At 39.4% G+C, this 17,054-nt stretch carries 16 protein-coding genes, 1 tRNA gene and 1 other annotated feature; of the genes, 8 read left to right on the top strand and 9 right to left on the bottom strand.

Annotated features, from left to right (window positions below):
• Nucleotides 1–37: 37 nt before the first annotated feature.
• The 6 genes from ruvB to aspS all read right to left on the bottom strand — a co-directional run bounded on the left by ruvB (nucleotide 38) and on the right by aspS (nucleotide 5,363).
• Entirely contained in the window at nucleotides 38–1,045 is a 1,008-nt protein-coding gene (ruvB, locus tag AC6H22_RS01140; RefSeq protein WP_005628532.1) for a Holliday junction branch migration DNA helicase RuvB, read from the bottom strand.
• A 7-nt stretch (nucleotides 1,046–1,052) separates the two neighbouring features.
• Nucleotides 1,053–1,667 (bottom strand): Holliday junction branch migration protein RuvA, encoded by a 615-nt coding sequence (gene ruvA / locus AC6H22_RS01135; RefSeq protein WP_005628534.1) that lies wholly within the window; start codon nucleotides 1,665–1,667, stop codon nucleotides 1,053–1,055.
• Nucleotides 1,668–1,729: 62 nt separating this feature from the next.
• Nucleotides 1,730–2,302, bottom strand: coding sequence for a crossover junction endodeoxyribonuclease RuvC (ruvC, locus tag AC6H22_RS01130; RefSeq protein WP_005628536.1), 573 nt, complete (start codon nucleotides 2,300–2,302; stop codon nucleotides 1,730–1,732).
• Between the two features lie 46 nt (nucleotides 2,303–2,348).
• Complete coding sequence (locus AC6H22_RS01125; protein WP_005637404.1) at nucleotides 2,349–3,089, bottom strand: YebC/PmpR family DNA-binding transcriptional regulator; 741 nt, start codon at nucleotides 3,087–3,089, stop codon at nucleotides 2,349–2,351.
• Between the two features lie 12 nt (nucleotides 3,090–3,101).
• Nucleotides 3,102–3,575, bottom strand: a complete 474-nt coding sequence (gene nudB, locus AC6H22_RS01120) for a dihydroneopterin triphosphate diphosphatase (protein ID WP_046953111.1) — start codon at nucleotides 3,573–3,575, stop codon at nucleotides 3,102–3,104.
• Between the two features lie 21 nt (nucleotides 3,576–3,596).
• On the bottom strand, nucleotides 3,597–5,363 hold the full coding sequence (aspS, locus tag AC6H22_RS01115) for an aspartate--tRNA ligase (protein WP_005628544.1): 1,767 nt from the start codon (nucleotides 5,361–5,363) through the stop codon (nucleotides 3,597–3,599).
• A gap of 197 nt (nucleotides 5,364–5,560) precedes the next feature.
• Here aspS and cmoA point away from each other — a divergent pair, with 197 nt between their 5' ends.
• From cmoA to priC, 5 genes are all read left to right on the top strand, one after another.
• A complete protein-coding gene (gene cmoA / locus AC6H22_RS01110; protein ID WP_005628546.1) occupies nucleotides 5,561–6,283 on the top strand; it encodes a carboxy-S-adenosyl-L-methionine synthase CmoA in 723 nt (240 codons plus the stop codon).
• Nucleotides 6,284–6,358: 75 nt separating this feature from the next.
• Nucleotides 6,359–6,766 carry a lactoylglutathione lyase gene (gene gloA, locus AC6H22_RS01105; RefSeq protein ID WP_005628548.1) on the top strand — a complete coding sequence of 136 codons (408 nt, stop codon included), beginning with the start codon at nucleotides 6,359–6,361 and terminating at the stop codon, nucleotides 6,764–6,766.
• Nucleotides 6,767–6,839: 73 nt separating this feature from the next.
• Nucleotides 6,840–7,517 carry a ribonuclease T gene (rnt, locus tag AC6H22_RS01100; protein WP_005628550.1) on the top strand — a complete coding sequence of 226 codons (678 nt, stop codon included), beginning with the start codon at nucleotides 6,840–6,842 and terminating at the stop codon, nucleotides 7,515–7,517.
• 106 nt (nucleotides 7,518–7,623) lie between these two features.
• Nucleotides 7,624–7,745 (top strand) — a sequence feature (His leader region).
• 103 nt (nucleotides 7,746–7,848) lie between these two features.
• Nucleotides 7,849–9,201: a Na+/H+ antiporter family protein gene (locus AC6H22_RS01095; protein ID WP_005628552.1), complete on the top strand. Its 1,353-nt coding sequence runs from the start codon at nucleotides 7,849–7,851 to the stop codon at nucleotides 9,199–9,201.
• A gap of 32 nt (nucleotides 9,202–9,233) precedes the next feature.
• Nucleotides 9,234–9,821 carry a primosomal replication protein PriC gene (priC, locus tag AC6H22_RS01090; protein WP_005628554.1) on the top strand — a complete coding sequence of 196 codons (588 nt, stop codon included), beginning with the start codon at nucleotides 9,234–9,236 and terminating at the stop codon, nucleotides 9,819–9,821.
• 51 nt (nucleotides 9,822–9,872) lie between these two features.
• Here priC and AC6H22_RS01085 read toward each other — a convergent pair.
• Nucleotides 9,873–9,962: transfer RNA gene (locus tag AC6H22_RS01085), tRNA-Ser, on the bottom strand.
• A gap of 152 nt (nucleotides 9,963–10,114) precedes the next feature.
• Nucleotides 10,115–12,928: a ribonuclease E gene (gene rne / locus AC6H22_RS01080; RefSeq protein WP_118817455.1), complete on the bottom strand. Its 2,814-nt coding sequence runs from the start codon at nucleotides 12,926–12,928 to the stop codon at nucleotides 10,115–10,117.
• Between the two features lie 410 nt (nucleotides 12,929–13,338).
• Here rne and rluC point away from each other — a divergent pair, with 410 nt between their 5' ends.
• From rluC to hflX, 3 genes are all read left to right on the top strand, one after another.
• Nucleotides 13,339–14,307: a 23S rRNA pseudouridine(955/2504/2580) synthase RluC gene (gene rluC / locus AC6H22_RS01075; RefSeq protein WP_118817454.1), complete on the top strand. Its 969-nt coding sequence runs from the start codon at nucleotides 13,339–13,341 to the stop codon at nucleotides 14,305–14,307.
• 91 nt (nucleotides 14,308–14,398) lie between these two features.
• Nucleotides 14,399–14,674, top strand: a complete 276-nt coding sequence (gene hfq, locus AC6H22_RS01070) for an RNA chaperone Hfq (RefSeq protein ID WP_005628557.1) — start codon at nucleotides 14,399–14,401, stop codon at nucleotides 14,672–14,674.
• Nucleotides 14,675–14,688: 14 nt separating this feature from the next.
• Nucleotides 14,689–16,035: a ribosome rescue GTPase HflX gene (gene hflX, locus AC6H22_RS01065; RefSeq protein ID WP_118817453.1), complete on the top strand. Its 1,347-nt coding sequence runs from the start codon at nucleotides 14,689–14,691 to the stop codon at nucleotides 16,033–16,035.
• A 26-nt stretch (nucleotides 16,036–16,061) separates the two neighbouring features.
• On the opposite strand, the gene AC6H22_RS01060 is transcribed toward hflX, so the two are convergent.
• On the bottom strand, nucleotides 16,062–17,018 hold the full coding sequence (locus AC6H22_RS01060) for a sigma 54-interacting transcriptional regulator (RefSeq protein ID WP_005628559.1): 957 nt from the start codon (nucleotides 17,016–17,018) through the stop codon (nucleotides 16,062–16,064).
• Between the last annotated feature and the right edge of the window lie 36 nt (nucleotides 17,019–17,054).

Below are 17,054 nucleotides of genomic sequence, written 5' to 3'. Positions count from 1 at the left end.
TTGAGTACAATAAGGCTTTTTTAGTGGTTAAATTTATCTAGTCTGATAATTTCTGCAGACCGAAATGGCGATAAGTTTGCGATGTTGCGATACGGCCACGCGGCGTTCTTTGTAAAAAACCCTGTTGAATCAAATAAGGCTCTAACACATCTTCAATGGTATCGCGTTCTTCACTGATTGCAGCAGCAAGATTATCCAGTCCTACTGGCCCGCCGTCAAAACGCTCAATAACTGCAGACAATAATTTTCTATCTAAATAATCAAATCCGGCATCATCTACATCTAGCATTGAAAGCGCTTGTTTTGCCACATCTACAGAAATTACTCCCCCATTACGTACATCTGCATAATCACGCACGCGTCGTAATAAACGGTTTGCAATTCGAGGCGTGCCTCGTGAACGACGAGCTATCTCAAAAGCGGCTTGCTGTTCTAATTCAAGATTCAAACACCCCGCACTTCTTGCAACGATAGATGTTAAATCTTCTACAGAATAGAATTCCAAACGTTGTACAATACCAAAACGATCACGCAATGGCGAAGTCAAAGAACCCGCTCTTGTCGTCGCGCCAACCAAAGTAAAAGGTGGCAAATCTAATTTAATAGAACGCGCAGCAGGCCCTTCACCAATCATAATATCCAATTGATAATCTTCCATTGCTGGATAAAGGACTTCTTCAATTGCAGGGGAAAGTCGATGAATTTCATCAATAAATAACACATCGTGCGGTTCAAGATTAGTTAGCATTGCAGCCAAATCTCCCGCTTTTTCTAATACTGGCCCAGATGTCGTACGAATATTCACGCCCATTTCATTTGCCACAATATTAGCAAGAGTGGTTTTTCCTAAACCTGGAGGGCCAAAAATCAATAAATGATCTAAGGCATCTTGACGTAGTTTGGCTGCCTTGATGAAAATATCCATTTGCTCGCGCACTTGCGGCTGCCCAACATAATCTGCTAATAATTTCGGACGAATAGCGCGGTCAATAACATCTTCATCAAGTTTAGCTTGCCCGCTAATAATTCTATCTGCTTCAATCATGTCTCACCTACAGTGCGGCTTTTAAAGCTTCGCGAATAACTTGCTCACTGGTTAATTCTGGCTTAGCAACTCGTTTCACCATTTTTTCTGCTTCTGCAGGTTTATAACCTAAAGCAATCAAGGCTGAAATAGCTTCATCAGATGAATTTTCTACACGCGATTCAATAGATGGAAGTGACGGAATATGAGTACTTTCTACAAAGAAATCACTTTGTTTTACGCCTTTAAATTTACCTTTGAGCTCAACTAACAAACGTTCACCTGTTTTTTTGCCAACTCCTGGAATTTTAGTGAGTTTAGAGAGCTCTTCTCTCTCAATTGCGTAAGCAAATTGTTCGACTGACATGGCGGATAAAATCGCTAAGGCTAATTTAGGCCCCACCCCATTTGTTTTAATTAATTCACGAAATAAAGTGCGGTCTGTTTTCTGAGCAAATCCAAAAAGTAAATGAGCATCTTCACGAACAACAAGATGGGTGAATAAAGTAGTTTCTTGTCCAATTTCTGGTAAATCATAGAAACTCGTCATAGGCAAAAGCAATTCATAGCCTACGCCTTGCACATTGAGTAAAATTTCTGGAGGTTGTTTTTCTAAAAGAATGCCTTGTAAGCGACCGATCATAATTCTTCCGAATGATAAAAAACGTAACGCATAGAATAAAATAAAACTGGACGAACATCCAGTTAAATTTTTAATCTAAAGCGTCCTCGACTATATCTGGTCTTTAAAAGTGCGGTCATTTTTTCTTGCGTTTCTGTCATTTTCACAGAATTGGCAATATGTAAAGAATGTTGAATAGAATGAGCGTGTGTAATCGCGATAGCCAATGCATCCGCGGCATCGGCTTGAGGTTTATCTGACAACTTCAAAATACGAGTCACCATTTCTTGCACTTGCACTTTATCTGCGGAACCAATGCCCACAACCGTTTGTTTGACTAAACGTGCGGCATATTCAAAAACAGGTAAATCATGATTTACCGCGGCAACAATCGCCGTACCACGAGCCTGCCCGAGTTTCAAAGCTGAATCCGCATTCTTCGCCATAAACACTTGCTCAATCGCAAACATATCAGGTTGAAATTGCGTGATGATTTCAGTTACTCCAGCATAAATACGTTTCAAACGGGTTGGTAAATCTTCAACTTGAGTACGAATTGCGCCACTGCCAAGATATTCCAAATGTCTTCCTGTTTGACGAATCACACCATAACCAGTTACGCGAGAACCTGGGTCAATACCTAAAATAATGCTCATAATTTCTATAAAAAATGGGTAATTAAATTACCCATTTATTGCATTATTAAAGTTGAGATGCCACTTCGTCACTGATTTCACCGTTGTGATATACGTTTTGTACGTCATCACAATCTTCCAACATATCAATTAAACGAAGTAATTTTGGTGCAGTTTCAATATCAAGATCAACGGTTGTTGATGGAATCATCGTCACTTCAGCTTCTTGAACTTTAAAGCCAGCTGCTTCAATGCCATCACGTACTGAACCTAAATCTTCCCAAGCAGTATAGATTTCAAATGAACCATCATCTTGTGGTTGAATATCATCAGCACCCGCTTCTATAGCCGCTTCAGTTAACGCATCTTCATCTGCTTGTTCAATTAAAATTAAACCTTTTTTGCTAAATAAATAACCAACAGAACCTTCTGTTCCCAAGTTACCACCACATTTAGTAAAACTAGGGCGCACTTGTGAGATCGTACGGTTTGCATTATCACTTAAACATTCAACCATAACCGCTGTACCGCCTGGGCCATAGCCTTCATAGATTTTGGTTTCCATATTGGTGTCATCGCCACCACCTACGCCACGATCAATAGCGCGGTTGATAGTATCGCGTGTCATATTGTTGCTAAGCGCTTTATCTACTGCTGCACGTAAACGCGGGTTAGCACTCACATCGCCACCACCAATTTTAGCTGCGGTAACAAGTTCACGAATTAATTTAGTAAAAATTTTACCGCGTTGTGCATCTTGTGCTGCTTTGCGGTGTTTAATATTAGCCCACTTACTATGGCCTGCCATGTTGTTTTCCTTCTATTTATCTTTAAGAATATATTTTCTAATTGCTTCCGCGTTATTGGAAGATTTTGTCATTTGGATTGCTTGTTCAGGGGAACCCCATTGATATGCCAAATGCTCACTTAATACTGGTTCGAATTCTTGCTCCATTGCCAATAAAAACCAATGTTCACGGCAATGCGTCACATTCGGTGCGTATTTATATCGGAAATGTGGAAAAATTTCAAATTCTATGCTCTCTTTGCAATCAAAAAATGCGGTGGAATTTTCTGAAATTTCTAACCGTACTTCTTCCCAAAGCTCACGAATTGCTGTTTTTTTTGGTGTTTCACCACTTTCAATGGTGCCAGTAACAGACTGCCAAAAATCAGGATCATCTTGGCGTTGGAGCATTAAAACTCGGTTTGTATCTTTAGCGTAAATTACAACGAGAACCGATTGATTATTTTTATATTGCATCATTAAAAATGCGGCCAAATCTGACCGCACTTCATTCCTAATATTTCAAACTTATTCTGCTTTAACGACAGAAATTGCCAACTCACCCAACGCCTGCGGATTCGCAAAACTTGGTGCTTCTGTCATTAAACACGCTGCCGCGGTTGTTTTCGGGAATGCAATCACATCACGGATATTTTCGGTGCCAGTTAAAAGCATGGTTAAACGGTCTAAACCGAATGCTAAACCAGCATGTGGAGGTGTACCGAATTTTAATGCATCTAACAAGAAGCCGAATTTTTCGCGTTGCTCTTGTTCGTTAATACCAAGAATACGGAATACGGTTTGTTGCATTTTCGGATCGAAAATACGTACTGAACCACCACCTACTTCGTAGCCATTAATTACCATGTCGTAAGCATTTGCTACCGCACTTGTTGGATCGGCTTCTAATTGCTCAGGACTAAAATCTTTTGGTGAAGTGAATGGATGGTGCATTGCTGCAAGATTACCCTCTTCATCACGTTCAAACATAGGGAAGTCGATCACCCAAAGTGGTTGCCACTCATCTAAACGCGTTAACCCTAAATCGCGACCAAGTTTCAAACGCAATGCGCCCATTGCATCAGTAGTGGTTTGCCATTTATCTGCACCGAAGAATAAGATATCGCCAGTTTGTACATTCACACGTTCTGCTAATGCTTTCCATACATCTTCATTTAAGAATTTCGCAATCGGGCTTTGTACGCCTTCAAGGCCAGCATGAATGTCATTTACTTTCGCCCAAGCCAAACCTTTTGCACCGTAAATACCAACAAATTGTGTGTATTCATCAATTTGTTTACGAGTGATTTCAGTACCATTTGGTACACGAATCACTGCCACACGGCCGTTTGGATTGTTTGCAGGCTCATTAAATACTTTAAATTCAACATCTTTAATGATATCTGCCACATCGACTAATTCAAGCGGGTTACGCAAATCTGGTTTATCTGAACCAAAACGAGTCATCGCTTCTTGCCAGGTCATTTGTGGGAATTTACCTAAATCCACACCAATAATGTTTTGCCATAAACCGTGTACCATGCGTTCCATGATCTCACGTACTTCTGGTGCAGTTAAGAAAGAAGTTTCCACATCGATTTGGGTAAACTCAGGTTGGCGATCTGCACGTAAATCTTCATCACGGAAACATTTCACGATTTGATAATAACGATCAAAACCAGACATCATTAAAAGCTGTTTGAAAAGCTGTGGTGATTGCGGTAATGCATAGAATTTGCCTTTATGTACACGACTTGGCACTAAATAGTCACGCGCACCTTCTGGCGTTGCTTTGGTAAGCATTGGGGTTTCAATATCAAGGAAACCATTATCATCCATGAAACGACGCACAAAGCTGGTGATTTTTGCACGGGTTTTCAAGCGTTGAGCCATTTCAGGGCGACGTAAATCTAAATAACGGTATTTTAAACGTTGTTCTTCGGTGTTATTTTGGTTGAAGTCTAATGGTAAAACGTCAGAAGCATTGTAGATGCGTAATTCTTTCGCTAATACTTCTACTTCGCCTGTCGCCATATTTTTATTAACTTGATTATCAGGACGCGCAATCACCTCACCTTTAATTTGAATACAGAATTCATTACGTAACCCAGCAGCCGCTGTCAATGCATCTTGATATTTCGGATCAAAACAAACTTGCACAATGCCATCACGATCGCGCATATCAATAAAAATCAAGCCACCTAAATCACGACGGCGGTGAACCCAACCGCTTAATGTTACATCTTGTCCAATATGGTTGCGGTTTAATGCACCGCAATAATGTGTACGCATCATATTCAATTCCTTAACTCTCTATAAAAATGGAAAAATACCGCAGAATTATACGGAAAAAGGCGCGTCTTTTAAATCTTAAACGGAAATTTATTTGACCCCTTGAAAACTTTCCTTAAAATGACCGCACTTTTTAAATATTTTCTAATTCGTAGGGTATGGAAAAGTGAAAAACACACATACTCCACACAATGTAAACCATGAAAGATACTATTTTTTCTGCTCCAATTGAAAAACTCGGCGATTTTACCTTTGATGAAAACGTTGCTGAAGTCTTTCCAGATATGATTCAACGATCCGTACCTGGCTACTCCAACATTATCACGGCGATTGGTATGTTGGCTGAGCGTTTTGTGACTGCTGACAGCCAAGTCTATGATTTAGGCTGTTCACGCGGTGCGGCAGCTCTTTCTATGCGACGTAATATTAAACAACCGAATGTGAAAATTATCGGTGTCGATAATTCTCTGCCAATGGTGGAACGCTGCCGTCAGCACGTTGCGGCTTATCATAGTGATGTACCCGTAGAAATTCTTTGCGATGATATTCGTCAAATTGAAATTAAGAACGCCTCAATGGTAGTGCTCAACTTCACATTGCAATTTTTACCACCAGAAGATCGTGTAGCCTTGCTCACAAAAATCTACCAAGGTTTAAACCCAAACGGTGTGTTGGTGCTCTCTGAAAAATTCCGTTTTGAAGATGAAAAAGTGAATGAGTTGCTTATTGATCTCCATCACCAATTCAAACGTGCTAACGGTTACAGTGAGCTTGAAGTGAGCCAAAAACGCACTGCACTTGAAAATGTCATGCGTACTGACTCGATTAACATTCACAAAGAGCGGTTAAAAAACATCGGATTTTCACACGTAGAATTATGGTTCCAGTGTTTTAACTTTGGCTCGATGATTGCAGTTAAATAATTCATAACAAATTTATTTAATTCAACTTTTTTGTGGCATAATGCCCGCACTTTTTATCACAAAAGGATTAAACCAATGCGAATTTTACACACTATGTTACGCGTGGGCGATTTAGATCGTTCAATCAAATTTTATCAAGATGTTTTAGGTATGCGTTTATTGCGTACGAGTGAAAACCCGGAATATAAATATACACTTGCTTTTTTAGGTTATGAAGATGGCGAAAGTGCCGCAGAAATTGAATTAACATACAACTGGGGCGTAGATAAATATGAACATGGCACAGCATATGGACATATCGCTATCGGCGTGGATGATATTTATGCGACTTGTGAAGCTGTTCGCGCAAGCGGTGGTAACGTTACTCGCGAAGCAGGGCCAGTGAAAGGTGGCTCAACCGTAATTGCTTTTGTTGAAGATCCAGATGGTTATAAAATTGAATTTATCGAAAACAAAAGCACTAAATCTGGTTTAGGCAACTAAAGTGCGGTCAATTTTTATTGTATTTTTAATAACGTAGGGATTCCTACGTTATTTTATTTTTAAGAGATAGATTATGTCCGATTCTCAAGAAATCCCTTATCACAACCAATTAAAAAATCGCTTTCGTGGCTATTTCCCCGTCATCATTGATGTTGAAACTGCAGGTTTTGATGCAAAAAAAGATGCATTACTCGAACTAGCCGCAATCACATTAAAAATGGATGAACATGGTTATTTGCATCCTGATCAGAAATGCCATTTTCATATCGAGCCTTTTGAAGGGGCAAATATTAATCCAGAATCCTTGAAATTTAATGGCATTGATATTCATAATCCATTACGTGGTGCGGTGTCTGAACTCGATGCAATCACAGGGTTATTTCAAATGGTACGTCGAGGACAAAAAGATGCAGATTGCCAACGTTCTATCATTGTGGCGCACAATGCTGCTTTTGACCAAAGTTTTGTGATGGCTGCCGCTGAACGTACTGGCGTAAAGCGTAATCCCTTCCACCCTTTTGGGATGTTTGACACGGCAAGTTTAGCGGGCTTAATGTTTGGTCAGACTGTTCTCGTTAAGGCCTGTCTTGCCGCTAAAATCCCATTTGATGGGAAACAAGCGCACTCTGCGTTATACGACACCGAACGTACAGCAGAATTATTCTGTTATATGGTCAATCATTTAAAAGATTTAGGTGGCTTCCCACATATTGCGTCTGAACTAGAACAGGAAAAAACAACTGAAAAATAGACCGCACTTTAAGAAAAATAAAAAAGTGGTTGCAATAGTTTTATTTTTCCAGTAGTTTAAAAGCAATTCTTATTTGGAGATAAAAAATGAACATTATCCGTCGTCACCATCATCACCATTCAACTGAATAATCTTTCAGGTTTTTGGTGTGCTTGGAAGATTTCTTCCGAGCTGACAGGATAATAAAAATCTTACCCCTCGGAAGGCAACTTTCGAGGGGTTTTGTTTTGTTACTACACAGGAGTCATCAATGCAACGACATTATTATTTATTCGACAATCAAAAATTTTAAAGTAAAGTATTCACTATTTAATTCACAAGGAAAAATACAATGTTAACAAATCCCGTTGTTATTTCGATTATCGTTTTACTAGCACTAAGTTTGCTACGTATTAACGTAATTATTGCGTTAGTTATTGCCGCACTCACTGCCGGACTCTGTGGCGGTCTAGGTTTAAGCAAAACAATTGAAACCTTCACTGGAGGTTTAGGTGGCGGCGCAGAAGTCGCGATGAACTATGCGATGCTTGGTGCATTCGCGATTGCGATTTCTAAATCAGGTATTACCGATTTAATTGCCTATAAGATCATCACTAAAATGAATAAAACACCAAGTTCCAGCAACTTAACTTGGTTTAAATATTTAATTTTTGGTGTATTGGTATTATTCGCCATTTCTTCACAGAACTTACTTCCTGTACACATTGCTTTTATTCCAATCGTCGTGCCGCCGTTACTTTCTATTTTTAATCGTCTAAAAATAGACCGTCGCGCTGTAACCTGCGTACTTACATTCGGTTTAACCGCAACTTATATGTTACTTCCTGTAGGGTTTGGTAAAATCTTTATCGAAAGTATTTTAGTAAAAAACATCAATCAAGCTGGGGCTGCTCTAGGTTTACAAACCAATGTTGCTCAAGTATCCCTCGCGATGTTATTGCCTGTAATTGGTATGATTTTAGGGTTGCTCACCGCAATATTCATCACTTATCGCAAACCAAGAGAATATGATGTAACTATTCAAGAGCCAACCACAAAAGAAATTGAAGCGCACATCGCAAACATAAAACCAAAACAAATCACTGCAAGTTTAATCGCCATTGTAGCGACCTTCGCAACACAATTAGTGACAAGTTCGACTATTATTGGTGGTTTAGTTGGGATAGTCATTTTCGCAATATTTGGCATTTTCAAACTGAAAGAAAGTAACGATATCTTCCAACAAGGTTTACGTTTAATGGCTATGATTGGATTTGTTATGATTGCGGCATCCGGTTTCGCTAATGTTATTAATGCCACAACGGGCGTAACAGATTTAGTTCAAAGCTTAAGTAACGGAGCGATTCAAAGTAAAGGTTTGGCCGCATTCTTAATGTTACTGGTCGGATTGTTGATTACAATGGGAATTGGTTCATCATTCTCAACGGTACCAATCATTGCCTCTATCTATGTACCACTTTGTTTATCTTTTGGTTTCTCACCATTAGCCACCGTTTCAATCGTTGGTGTTGCTGCTGCATTAGGAGACGCTGGCTCCCCTGCATCTGACTCGACCTTAGGTCCAACATCAGGTTTAAATATGGATGGTAAACACGACCACATTTGGGACTCTGTTGTACCCACCTTCCTACACTACAATATTCCATTATTAGCGTTTGGCTGGATTGCAGCAATGTACCTTTAACGATTATAATCCCCCGAATTGGGGGATTTTTTATGACAGTTCAACAACTTATCCAGATTTTAGAGCAAAAAGTTCAGAGACTTTGTGAAGCTCATTTATCCAAACGAGAAGAAAAAATCTTCGCCAAATTTGACCGCACTTTGTTCAGTGAAAATGGACAGAATATTTCCTTTTATCTAAAGGAAATCAATCAAACGCTAGATAGAATAAAGACATTAGAATCTAGCAATCTTAATCACTATAATTTTCTGACAGAGCGTTTACTCGCCCAATGTTCCGTTCTTTCAGAAGCCCTAACTCGCAAGAATACTCATCTAACAGCCTCCCAAAAAATAACGAAACAAACCATTAAAAAATCTCAACATAGCATTCATAAATTACCGCCAAGAGAACGATTGGAAAAATACTATGAAGCATTAGAACGCTTGAATAAACTTTATCAACAACATAAAGATTTAGCACAGGCAGAAAAAAATAATGATGAAAAAATACGTTACGCTCAACTTGCGGAAGGTTATAAAAAACGCCAGCAAAAATGCCAAGAAGCAATAGATCTTTTAGAAGAATATTTGGTATTTAAAGAAGAAATGGAAAACCGTGAAAACACAGAAAATAGATGATCAGAAATAAAAAAACTAATCCTTTCGAATTAGTTAACTTTAAAAAGTTGATGGCGGAGGAATAGGGATTCGAACCCTAGGAGGGCGTAAACCCTCGCCGGTTTTCAAGACCGGTGCCTTCAACCACTCGACCATTCCTCCGTGATTTAATGCGCACGCATAATACGTTTTTTGAGAAAGACCGTCAAGCAAAAATCATCTCGTTTTTATCAAGTGATTATTTTTACTGCAACCTAAAAATAAAAAGAATTGACGTAATAAACATCACGCCAATTCTAATTTTTTATTTTAGATTACTCTGATTTTGCTCGGGTAGGCTCAGAATATACATGGCTAATCGCACAATGATGCCCTGCTGCCCCTTTACCGTAAAAATAATAGCGAGAATCTTGCCATTCAGTAATTGGGAAAGCTTCTGGCATTTCATCACTTGCTTTCGCCAAAGTCACCTCTGCTTTTGTATGAGTCACTGAAGAAATGGTACCTAAACGCCCATTAAACTCATAAGTGCGGATAAAGGCTGGTTCATTTACAGTTTCAGACTCATTTACGGTAATCGTTGACTCAATAGACTCAACTGTTTCCTGAGGTTTATGAAAATTTAAACGCTCTAAAGATTCTTGTACTTTTTTCTGTACAGATTCATTAGCTGGCTGAGTAATAAAATCTAATGCTGGTTTTACTTCAAGAGATTTTTCTTCAACCACAATACCCATTGCTGGCGTGATAAAACCTTTTTTAGTTTTTTCTTGCTCAAGCAATTCATCCACCGATAAGAAATTATTTTCTTTCGGAGTATTCACTGTTGAATAGTCCACCCAAGCTTTTCCACTTGCCAATTCAGGTGAAGCCACTGCAGCAAATAATGGCATTGGCGATTTAGGCTCTTGATTACGGCGACGACGTTGATTATTCGCTGCACGTAAATGACGTGGAGTGCGGCGTTGGCGATCTTGACGTTCAGAACGCTCTTGGTTTTGACGAACTGGTTTTTCATCATCTTGAACGGCCTGAACTTCGACAACATCCACTTCTGGCATTTGTTCAACAATGATTTCGTTATTTTCAACAGAAATCTCATTATCTTCAACGCGCACGCGTTTACGTAAATCACGACGTTGACGGCGTTGAGTCACTTGCTCAGTTTTTTCATCCTGAGCCTCAAAAACCGGTGTAGAATTTACCGCACTTTCAGCGATACTTTCTTCCACTAAGTTACGGCGAGGACGGCGTTGATTACGCTCGCGGATATTACGAACTTGCTCTTCGGTTCTTTCCGTTTCGTTATTTTCAGAACGTGGTCGACGAGAAGTACGGCGATCCTGTGGACGACGTTGATTACGATTAGAATTGCGCGAAGTGCGGTTATTTTTCGGTTTATTTTCTTCGGATTCAGAAGCAAACAAGCCTTTAATCTTCGCGATAATTTTAGCTAATAAAGACGGTTCATTCGATTTACGCTCAACTGGAGTTGGAGCTGCTTCAGAAATAGAAAGTGCCACTGCCGCACTTTCAACTGCTGGTTGTTCAGCAACAACAGTTGTTTCCACATTACGAGAAACAAGAGATTCCTCGGTACTTTCATCTTTCTCACAGTGAATTTTCGCTAAGTTATAGCTCAATTCATTCACCTCTTCGCCATCGCGTAAGCGGAAAACGCTAAAGTGCGGTGTTTCCATTGCTTCATTTGGCGCAACAATGACATCTACATTGTGACGTTTTTCAATATTGCTAATTGCTTTACGTTTTTCGTTAAGAAGATAAGAAGCAATTTGTATAGGCACAATCGTATGCACTTGCTTGGTGTTTTCTTTTAACGCTTCTTCCTCGATTAAACGCAAGATAGACAAGGAAAGAGATTCGTTATCACGCACTTTACCTGTTCCTTGACAACGAGGACAAATGTGATGTGAAGACTCACCTAATGAAGGACTTAAACGCTGACGCGACATTTCTAACAAACCGAAACGAGAAATGCGGCTAATTTGAATACGAGCACGATCTTGGCGAACGGCATCACGAATACGATTTTCCACTTCACGTTGGTGACGAACTGGCGTCATATCAATGAAATCGATAACAACTAAACCACCTAAGTCACGCAAACGTAATTGACGCGCAATTTCATCTGCCGCTTCAAGATTAGTATTCAATGCCGTTTCTTCAATATCGCCACCACGAGTAGAACGCGCGGAGTTAATATCAATAGCAGTTAAGGCTTCAGTTACATCAATAACGATTGAACCACCAGAAGGTAAACGCACTTCACGTTGGAATGCTGACTCGATTTGAGATTCGATCTGATAGTGGCTGAAAAGAGGCACTTCGCCTTGATAAAGTTTCACACGATTGATGAAATCAGGGCGAACAAGTTTGATATGCTCTTTTGCTTTTTCAAACACTTTCGGGCTATCAATAAGAATCTCACCAATATCACGGCGCAAATAATCACGAATAGCGCGCACAATCACATCACTTTCTTGATGAATCAAGAAAGGCGCTGGACGATTTTGAGATGCTTGTTTAATCGCTTCCCAATGGTGAAGTAAAACTTTTAAGTCCCACTGCAACTCTTCTGGAGATTTCCCCACACCAGCAGTACGAACAATCAAGCCCACGCCTTCAGGCACATCTAATGAACTTAATGCCTCTTTTAATTCAGTGCGCTCATCCCCTTCGATACGACGAGAGATCCCACCGGCACGCGGATTATTTGGCATAATAACCAAATAACTACCCGCAAGAGAAACGAAAGTGGTTAAGGCTGCGCCTTTGTTTCCGCGTTCTTCTTTATTAACTTGAACGATAACTTCTTGGCCTTCGCTCAAGATATCGCGAATATTCGGACGGCCTTGGAAAACATAATCATCGGGAAAATATTCACGAGCAATTTCTTTTAATGGCAAAAAACCATGACGTTCTGCACCATAATCTACAAAAGCCGCTTCTAAGCTTGGCTCAACGCGAGTAATTTTCCCTTTGTAGATATTCGCTTTTTTTTGCTCGTGTCCTGGACTTTCAATATCCAGGTCAAATAAGCGCTGTCCATCAACAAGCGCTACACGCAACTCTTCTTTTTGAGTCGCATTGATTAACATTCTTTTCATTGTCAATTCTCTTATTAAATTTTTAAAAGGCCTCAAAATAAACCGCACTTTGCTTCGTTATCGACCTCGTGTTTCTCGCGCCAGTCAATCTCACGACTGTATGTTGCTGGGTGCATTGATAACGTTATTAAGCATAAACGTTTGCTTTATAAAACAACGCGATATTCCACACGCGTTGCAAGCGGCTAATTTATTTCAAGAAAAATGTTGATTATCAATGTCTTATGCCGATTGCTGCATTGAGTTTTCACCAACAAAACTCATCCTTTTTTACGCAAATTCTTAGGCGCAAAAAGACGCTCTATTATCCATAGAAAACGATTAATTAGCAAGGTGAATATTACGTTCATAGAGTTACGTTAATAGCGCCTTTGTGATATGATTCGCGCCAATTTTCAAAAGGAAAAAAGATGACAGAACAAAACGAAAAAATCATTAATTCATCAGTAAAAATGCTGACAATTAGTGAAGATGAAAGCGGCCAACGTATCGATAATTATTTATTAGCAAAACTCAAAGGCGTGCCCAAAAGTTTAATTTATCGTATTGTGCGTAAAGGTGAAGTGCGGGTAAATAAAGGCCGGATTAAGCCAGAATATAAACTGCAAACAGGTGATATTGTTCGCGTTCCGCCAGTGCGTGTGGCTGAAAAAAACGACGCGTCGATTTCAAAAAATCTCAATAAAGTCGCCGCACTTGAAAACCAAATTTTGTTTGAAGATGATTGTTTAATTGTTTTAAATAAACCTTCAGGAATCGCTGTGCATGGCGGGAGTGGTTTAAATTTTGGTGTGATTGAAGCCTTGCGGGCATTGCGTCCAGAAGCACGCTTTTTAGAACTGGTTCATCGTTTAGATCGCGATACATCAGGCATTTTATTAATTGCTAAAAAACGTTCAGCATTGCGTAATTTACATGAACAACTTCGCGTAAAAACTGTTCAAAAAGATTATTTAGCGTTAGTACGAGGGCAATGGCAATCCCATGTAAAAGTTGTTCAAGCACCGCTTTTGAAAAATGAATTATCCAGCGGAGAGCGCATTGTGCGTGTCAGCGAGCAAGGCAAACCATCTGAAACCCGATTTAGCATTGAAGAACGCTATATAAATGCTACGCTCGTGAAGGCTTCACCAGTCACGGGGAGAACTCATCAAATTCGTGTACACACACAATATGCAGGACATCCTATTGCATTAGATGATAAATACGGTGATAAAGATTTTGATAAACAAATGAGTGAATTGGGATTGAATCGTTTGTTCCTACATGCCTTTTCAATTCGGTTTGAGCACCCTAAAAATGGCGAAACACTACGTTTCAATGCACCACTAGATCATAAAATGAAAGCAATTTTACAAAAGTTACGGGAAAGCAAATAGACAATATTTGTGTTTATTGCTACACTTGCGCGCGGAGACAACTAGTTTCTATCAGCAAAATTTCATAATAACGACAACAAAGGATAGCAAAATGGCAAAAGGACAATCTTTACAAGATCCTTATTTAAATGCGCTTCGTCGCGAACGCATTCCTGTATCAATCTACCTTGTAAACGGAATCAAACTTCAAGGTCAAATTGAATCATTCGATCAATTCGTGATTTTATTAAAAAACACTGTGAACCAAATGGTATATAAACACGCAATTTCAACTGTTGTGCCTGCGCGCTCTGTTTCTCATCACAATAGCAGCCATCATGTAGCAACAACTGAAGCCGTTGAAAGCGTGGAAACTCAAACAGAATAATCACAACTCCATCAATGGATAATCAATATTTATTAAGTGCGGTTGAAAATTCTCAGGAAATTTCAACCGCACTTTCTTCATCCCAACAATCTGAAAAAACGCGTGATACCGCCATCGTGGTTCACGTTTTCTTTGCGCAAGATAAAAACACTGACGATCTACAAGAGTTTTTGCTACTCGCTGATTCTGCCAATGTAGATGTATTGGATACAATCACCACAAGCCGTAGCACTCCTCAAGCTAAATATTTTGTAGGCGAGGGAAAAGCTCAAGAAATTGCAGATGCAGTGCAATCACATAATGCTGATGTTGTACTTTTTAACCATCAATTAACCCCAGCACAAACACGTAACTTAGAAAGTTTATGTCATTGTCGAGTGGTCGATCGCACTGGCGTCATTTTAGATATTTTCGCCCAACGAGCGCGCTCTCATGAGGGAAAATTGCAGGTTGAACTTGCGCAATTAAAACACTTATCTACTCGATTAGTCCGTCGCAAAACAGGCTTAGATCAACAAAAAGGGGCTGTAGGATTACGCGGGCCAGGTGAAACTCAGTTAGAAACCGATCGTCGCTTGATTAAAGTACGCATTTCTCAATTACAAAATCGCTTGGCAAAAGTGGAGAAACAGCGTAATCAAAATCGCCAAACACGCCAAAAGGCAGATATCCCGACCATTTCACTTGTTGGCTATACCAATGCAGGGAAATCAACCTTATTTAATCGTTTAACCAATGCAGAGGTTTATGCCGCAGATCAGCTTTTTGCAACATTAGATCCCACTTTACGAAAATTACAGATTCAAGATGTAGGTACAGCAATTTTAGCGGATACGGTAGGATTTGTTCGACAGCTTCCGCATGATCTGGTTTCAGCCTTTAAATCGACTTTACAAGAAACGGTAGAAGCCAGCTTATTACTCCATGTGATTGATGCGGCTGATTCACGAAAACAAGAAAATATCGATGCAGTCAATGATGTGCTAGAAGAAATTGGTGCAGGAGAAGCTCCTGTTCTATTGGTATATAACAAAATTGATTTGTTGGAAAATGTTACGCAGCATATCGAATACAATGATGAAAACCAGCCTGTTGCAGTCTATCTCTCTGCGCAAGATGATCTGGGTATTCATTTATTGTTTGAAGCCATTAAAGTGCGGTTAAAAAACGAGATACTTTCTCTTTCTTTAATTTTGCAACCGCACGAAGGCAAACTTCGCCATACTTTTTATCAGCTTGATTGTGTACGACATGAACAAATTTCTGAACAAGGAGAATTCTTGTTAGATGTGCAGATTGATAAGATTATGTGGTTAAAGTTATGTAAGCAATTTTCTAGATTAGCAGATATTAAAATATAATCTGAGAATGCTTAATTTATAGAAAATTATTTTCCAATCCCATATTGTTTCAATTTATTCGCAATCGCAGTATGGGAAACGCCTAAACGCAGAGCTAATTTTCTCGTGCTTGGGTATTCTGCATAAAATAATTTTAGAACTTGTGCCTCATAAGAACCGATGATTTCATCTAAGGTTTTATTTTCAAATTCATCCAAAGAAATCACTGCACTTTGTGGCGGAGCAAGATTTAAACTTTCGATATTTAAATGATTATCTTGTACCAGAGAGCAGGTACGATAAAGGGTGTTATAAAGCTCACGAACATTCCCTTTCCAATCATATTTCTGCAAATAAAGAAGAAAATCTTTATCGAAAGTTGGTTTGGCAATTTTTAATTCTTCACTGATTTCCTGTAAAAACCCTTGTGCTAGCGGCTCAATATCTGCCATGCGATCACGTAATGGTGGCACATTAATAGTGAGAACATTTAAACGATGAAACAAATCAGCACGCACTTTACCTTGCTCAACAAGCAAATAAAGCGGAACCTGTGATGTGCAAATCACTCGTACGTTTGCATGATGCTCCTTCTCTTCACCCACTCGACGGAAAGATCCATCCGTTAAAAAACGTAATAATTTAGCCTGTAAACCCAATGAAAGTTCTGCGATGCCATCTAGTAATACGGTTCCCTCATTCGCGTATTCAAAAAAACCGATGGTTTCACTGTCTCCAACTTTTCGACCAAACATTTCACTTTCGGCATCTTCATCAGGCAAACCTGCACAGTTTACTGCGATAAATTTTTTATCACGACGCAAACTCTGATAATGGCAGGCTTTCGCCAACAAATCTTTTCCAGTCCCTGTTTCGCCTTGAATTAACAAAGGCGCATCAAACATAGCAAAACGTTTCGCGTTTTCTACAGCTCTTTTCATGGATTCACTTTGCACAATAAAACAATCAAAAGGATTTTGTGGATTAAATTTGAAACTGGTCATATATCAGAAATGTAGGGAAAATAAGATTGGATTATG

This window comes from Haemophilus sp. THUN1690 (genome assembly GCF_059704375.1).
Note: the sequence above shows the minus strand (reverse complement) of the source record. Positions and strands in the feature narration are given on the sequence as shown.

Excerpts from the sequence above, each read along its gene's own strand:
- ruvB (WP_005628532.1), bottom strand. The coding sequence starts at position 1,045 with ATGATTGAAGCAGATAGAATTATTAGCGGGCAAGCTAAACTTGATGAA.
- ruvA (WP_005628534.1), bottom strand. The coding sequence starts at position 1,667 with ATGATCGGTCGCTTACAAGGCATTCTTTTAGAAAAACAACCTCCAGAA.
- ruvC (WP_005628536.1), bottom strand. The coding sequence starts at position 2,302 with ATGAGCATTATTTTAGGTATTGACCCAGGTTCTCGCGTAACTGGTTAT.
- AC6H22_RS01125 (WP_005637404.1), bottom strand. The coding sequence starts at position 3,089 with ATGGCAGGCCATAGTAAGTGGGCTAATATTAAACACCGCAAAGCAGCA.
- aspS (WP_005628544.1), bottom strand. The coding sequence starts at position 5,363 with ATGATGCGTACACATTATTGCGGTGCATTAAACCGCAACCATATTGGA.
- cmoA (WP_005628546.1), top strand. The coding sequence starts at position 5,561 with ATGAAAGATACTATTTTTTCTGCTCCAATTGAAAAACTCGGCGATTTT.
- gloA (WP_005628548.1), top strand. The coding sequence starts at position 6,359 with ATGCGAATTTTACACACTATGTTACGCGTGGGCGATTTAGATCGTTCA.
- rnt (WP_005628550.1), top strand. The coding sequence starts at position 6,840 with ATGTCCGATTCTCAAGAAATCCCTTATCACAACCAATTAAAAAATCGC.
- AC6H22_RS01095 (WP_005628552.1), top strand. The coding sequence starts at position 7,849 with ATGTTAACAAATCCCGTTGTTATTTCGATTATCGTTTTACTAGCACTA.
- priC (WP_005628554.1), top strand. The coding sequence starts at position 9,234 with ATGACAGTTCAACAACTTATCCAGATTTTAGAGCAAAAAGTTCAGAGA.
- rne (WP_118817455.1), bottom strand. The coding sequence starts at position 12,928 with ATGAAAAGAATGTTAATCAATGCGACTCAAAAAGAAGAGTTGCGTGTA.
- rluC (WP_118817454.1), top strand. The coding sequence starts at position 13,339 with ATGACAGAACAAAACGAAAAAATCATTAATTCATCAGTAAAAATGCTG.
- hfq (WP_005628557.1), top strand. The coding sequence starts at position 14,399 with ATGGCAAAAGGACAATCTTTACAAGATCCTTATTTAAATGCGCTTCGT.
- hflX (WP_118817453.1), top strand. The coding sequence starts at position 14,689 with ATGGATAATCAATATTTATTAAGTGCGGTTGAAAATTCTCAGGAAATT.
- AC6H22_RS01060 (WP_005628559.1), bottom strand. The coding sequence starts at position 17,018 with ATGACCAGTTTCAAATTTAATCCACAAAATCCTTTTGATTGTTTTATT.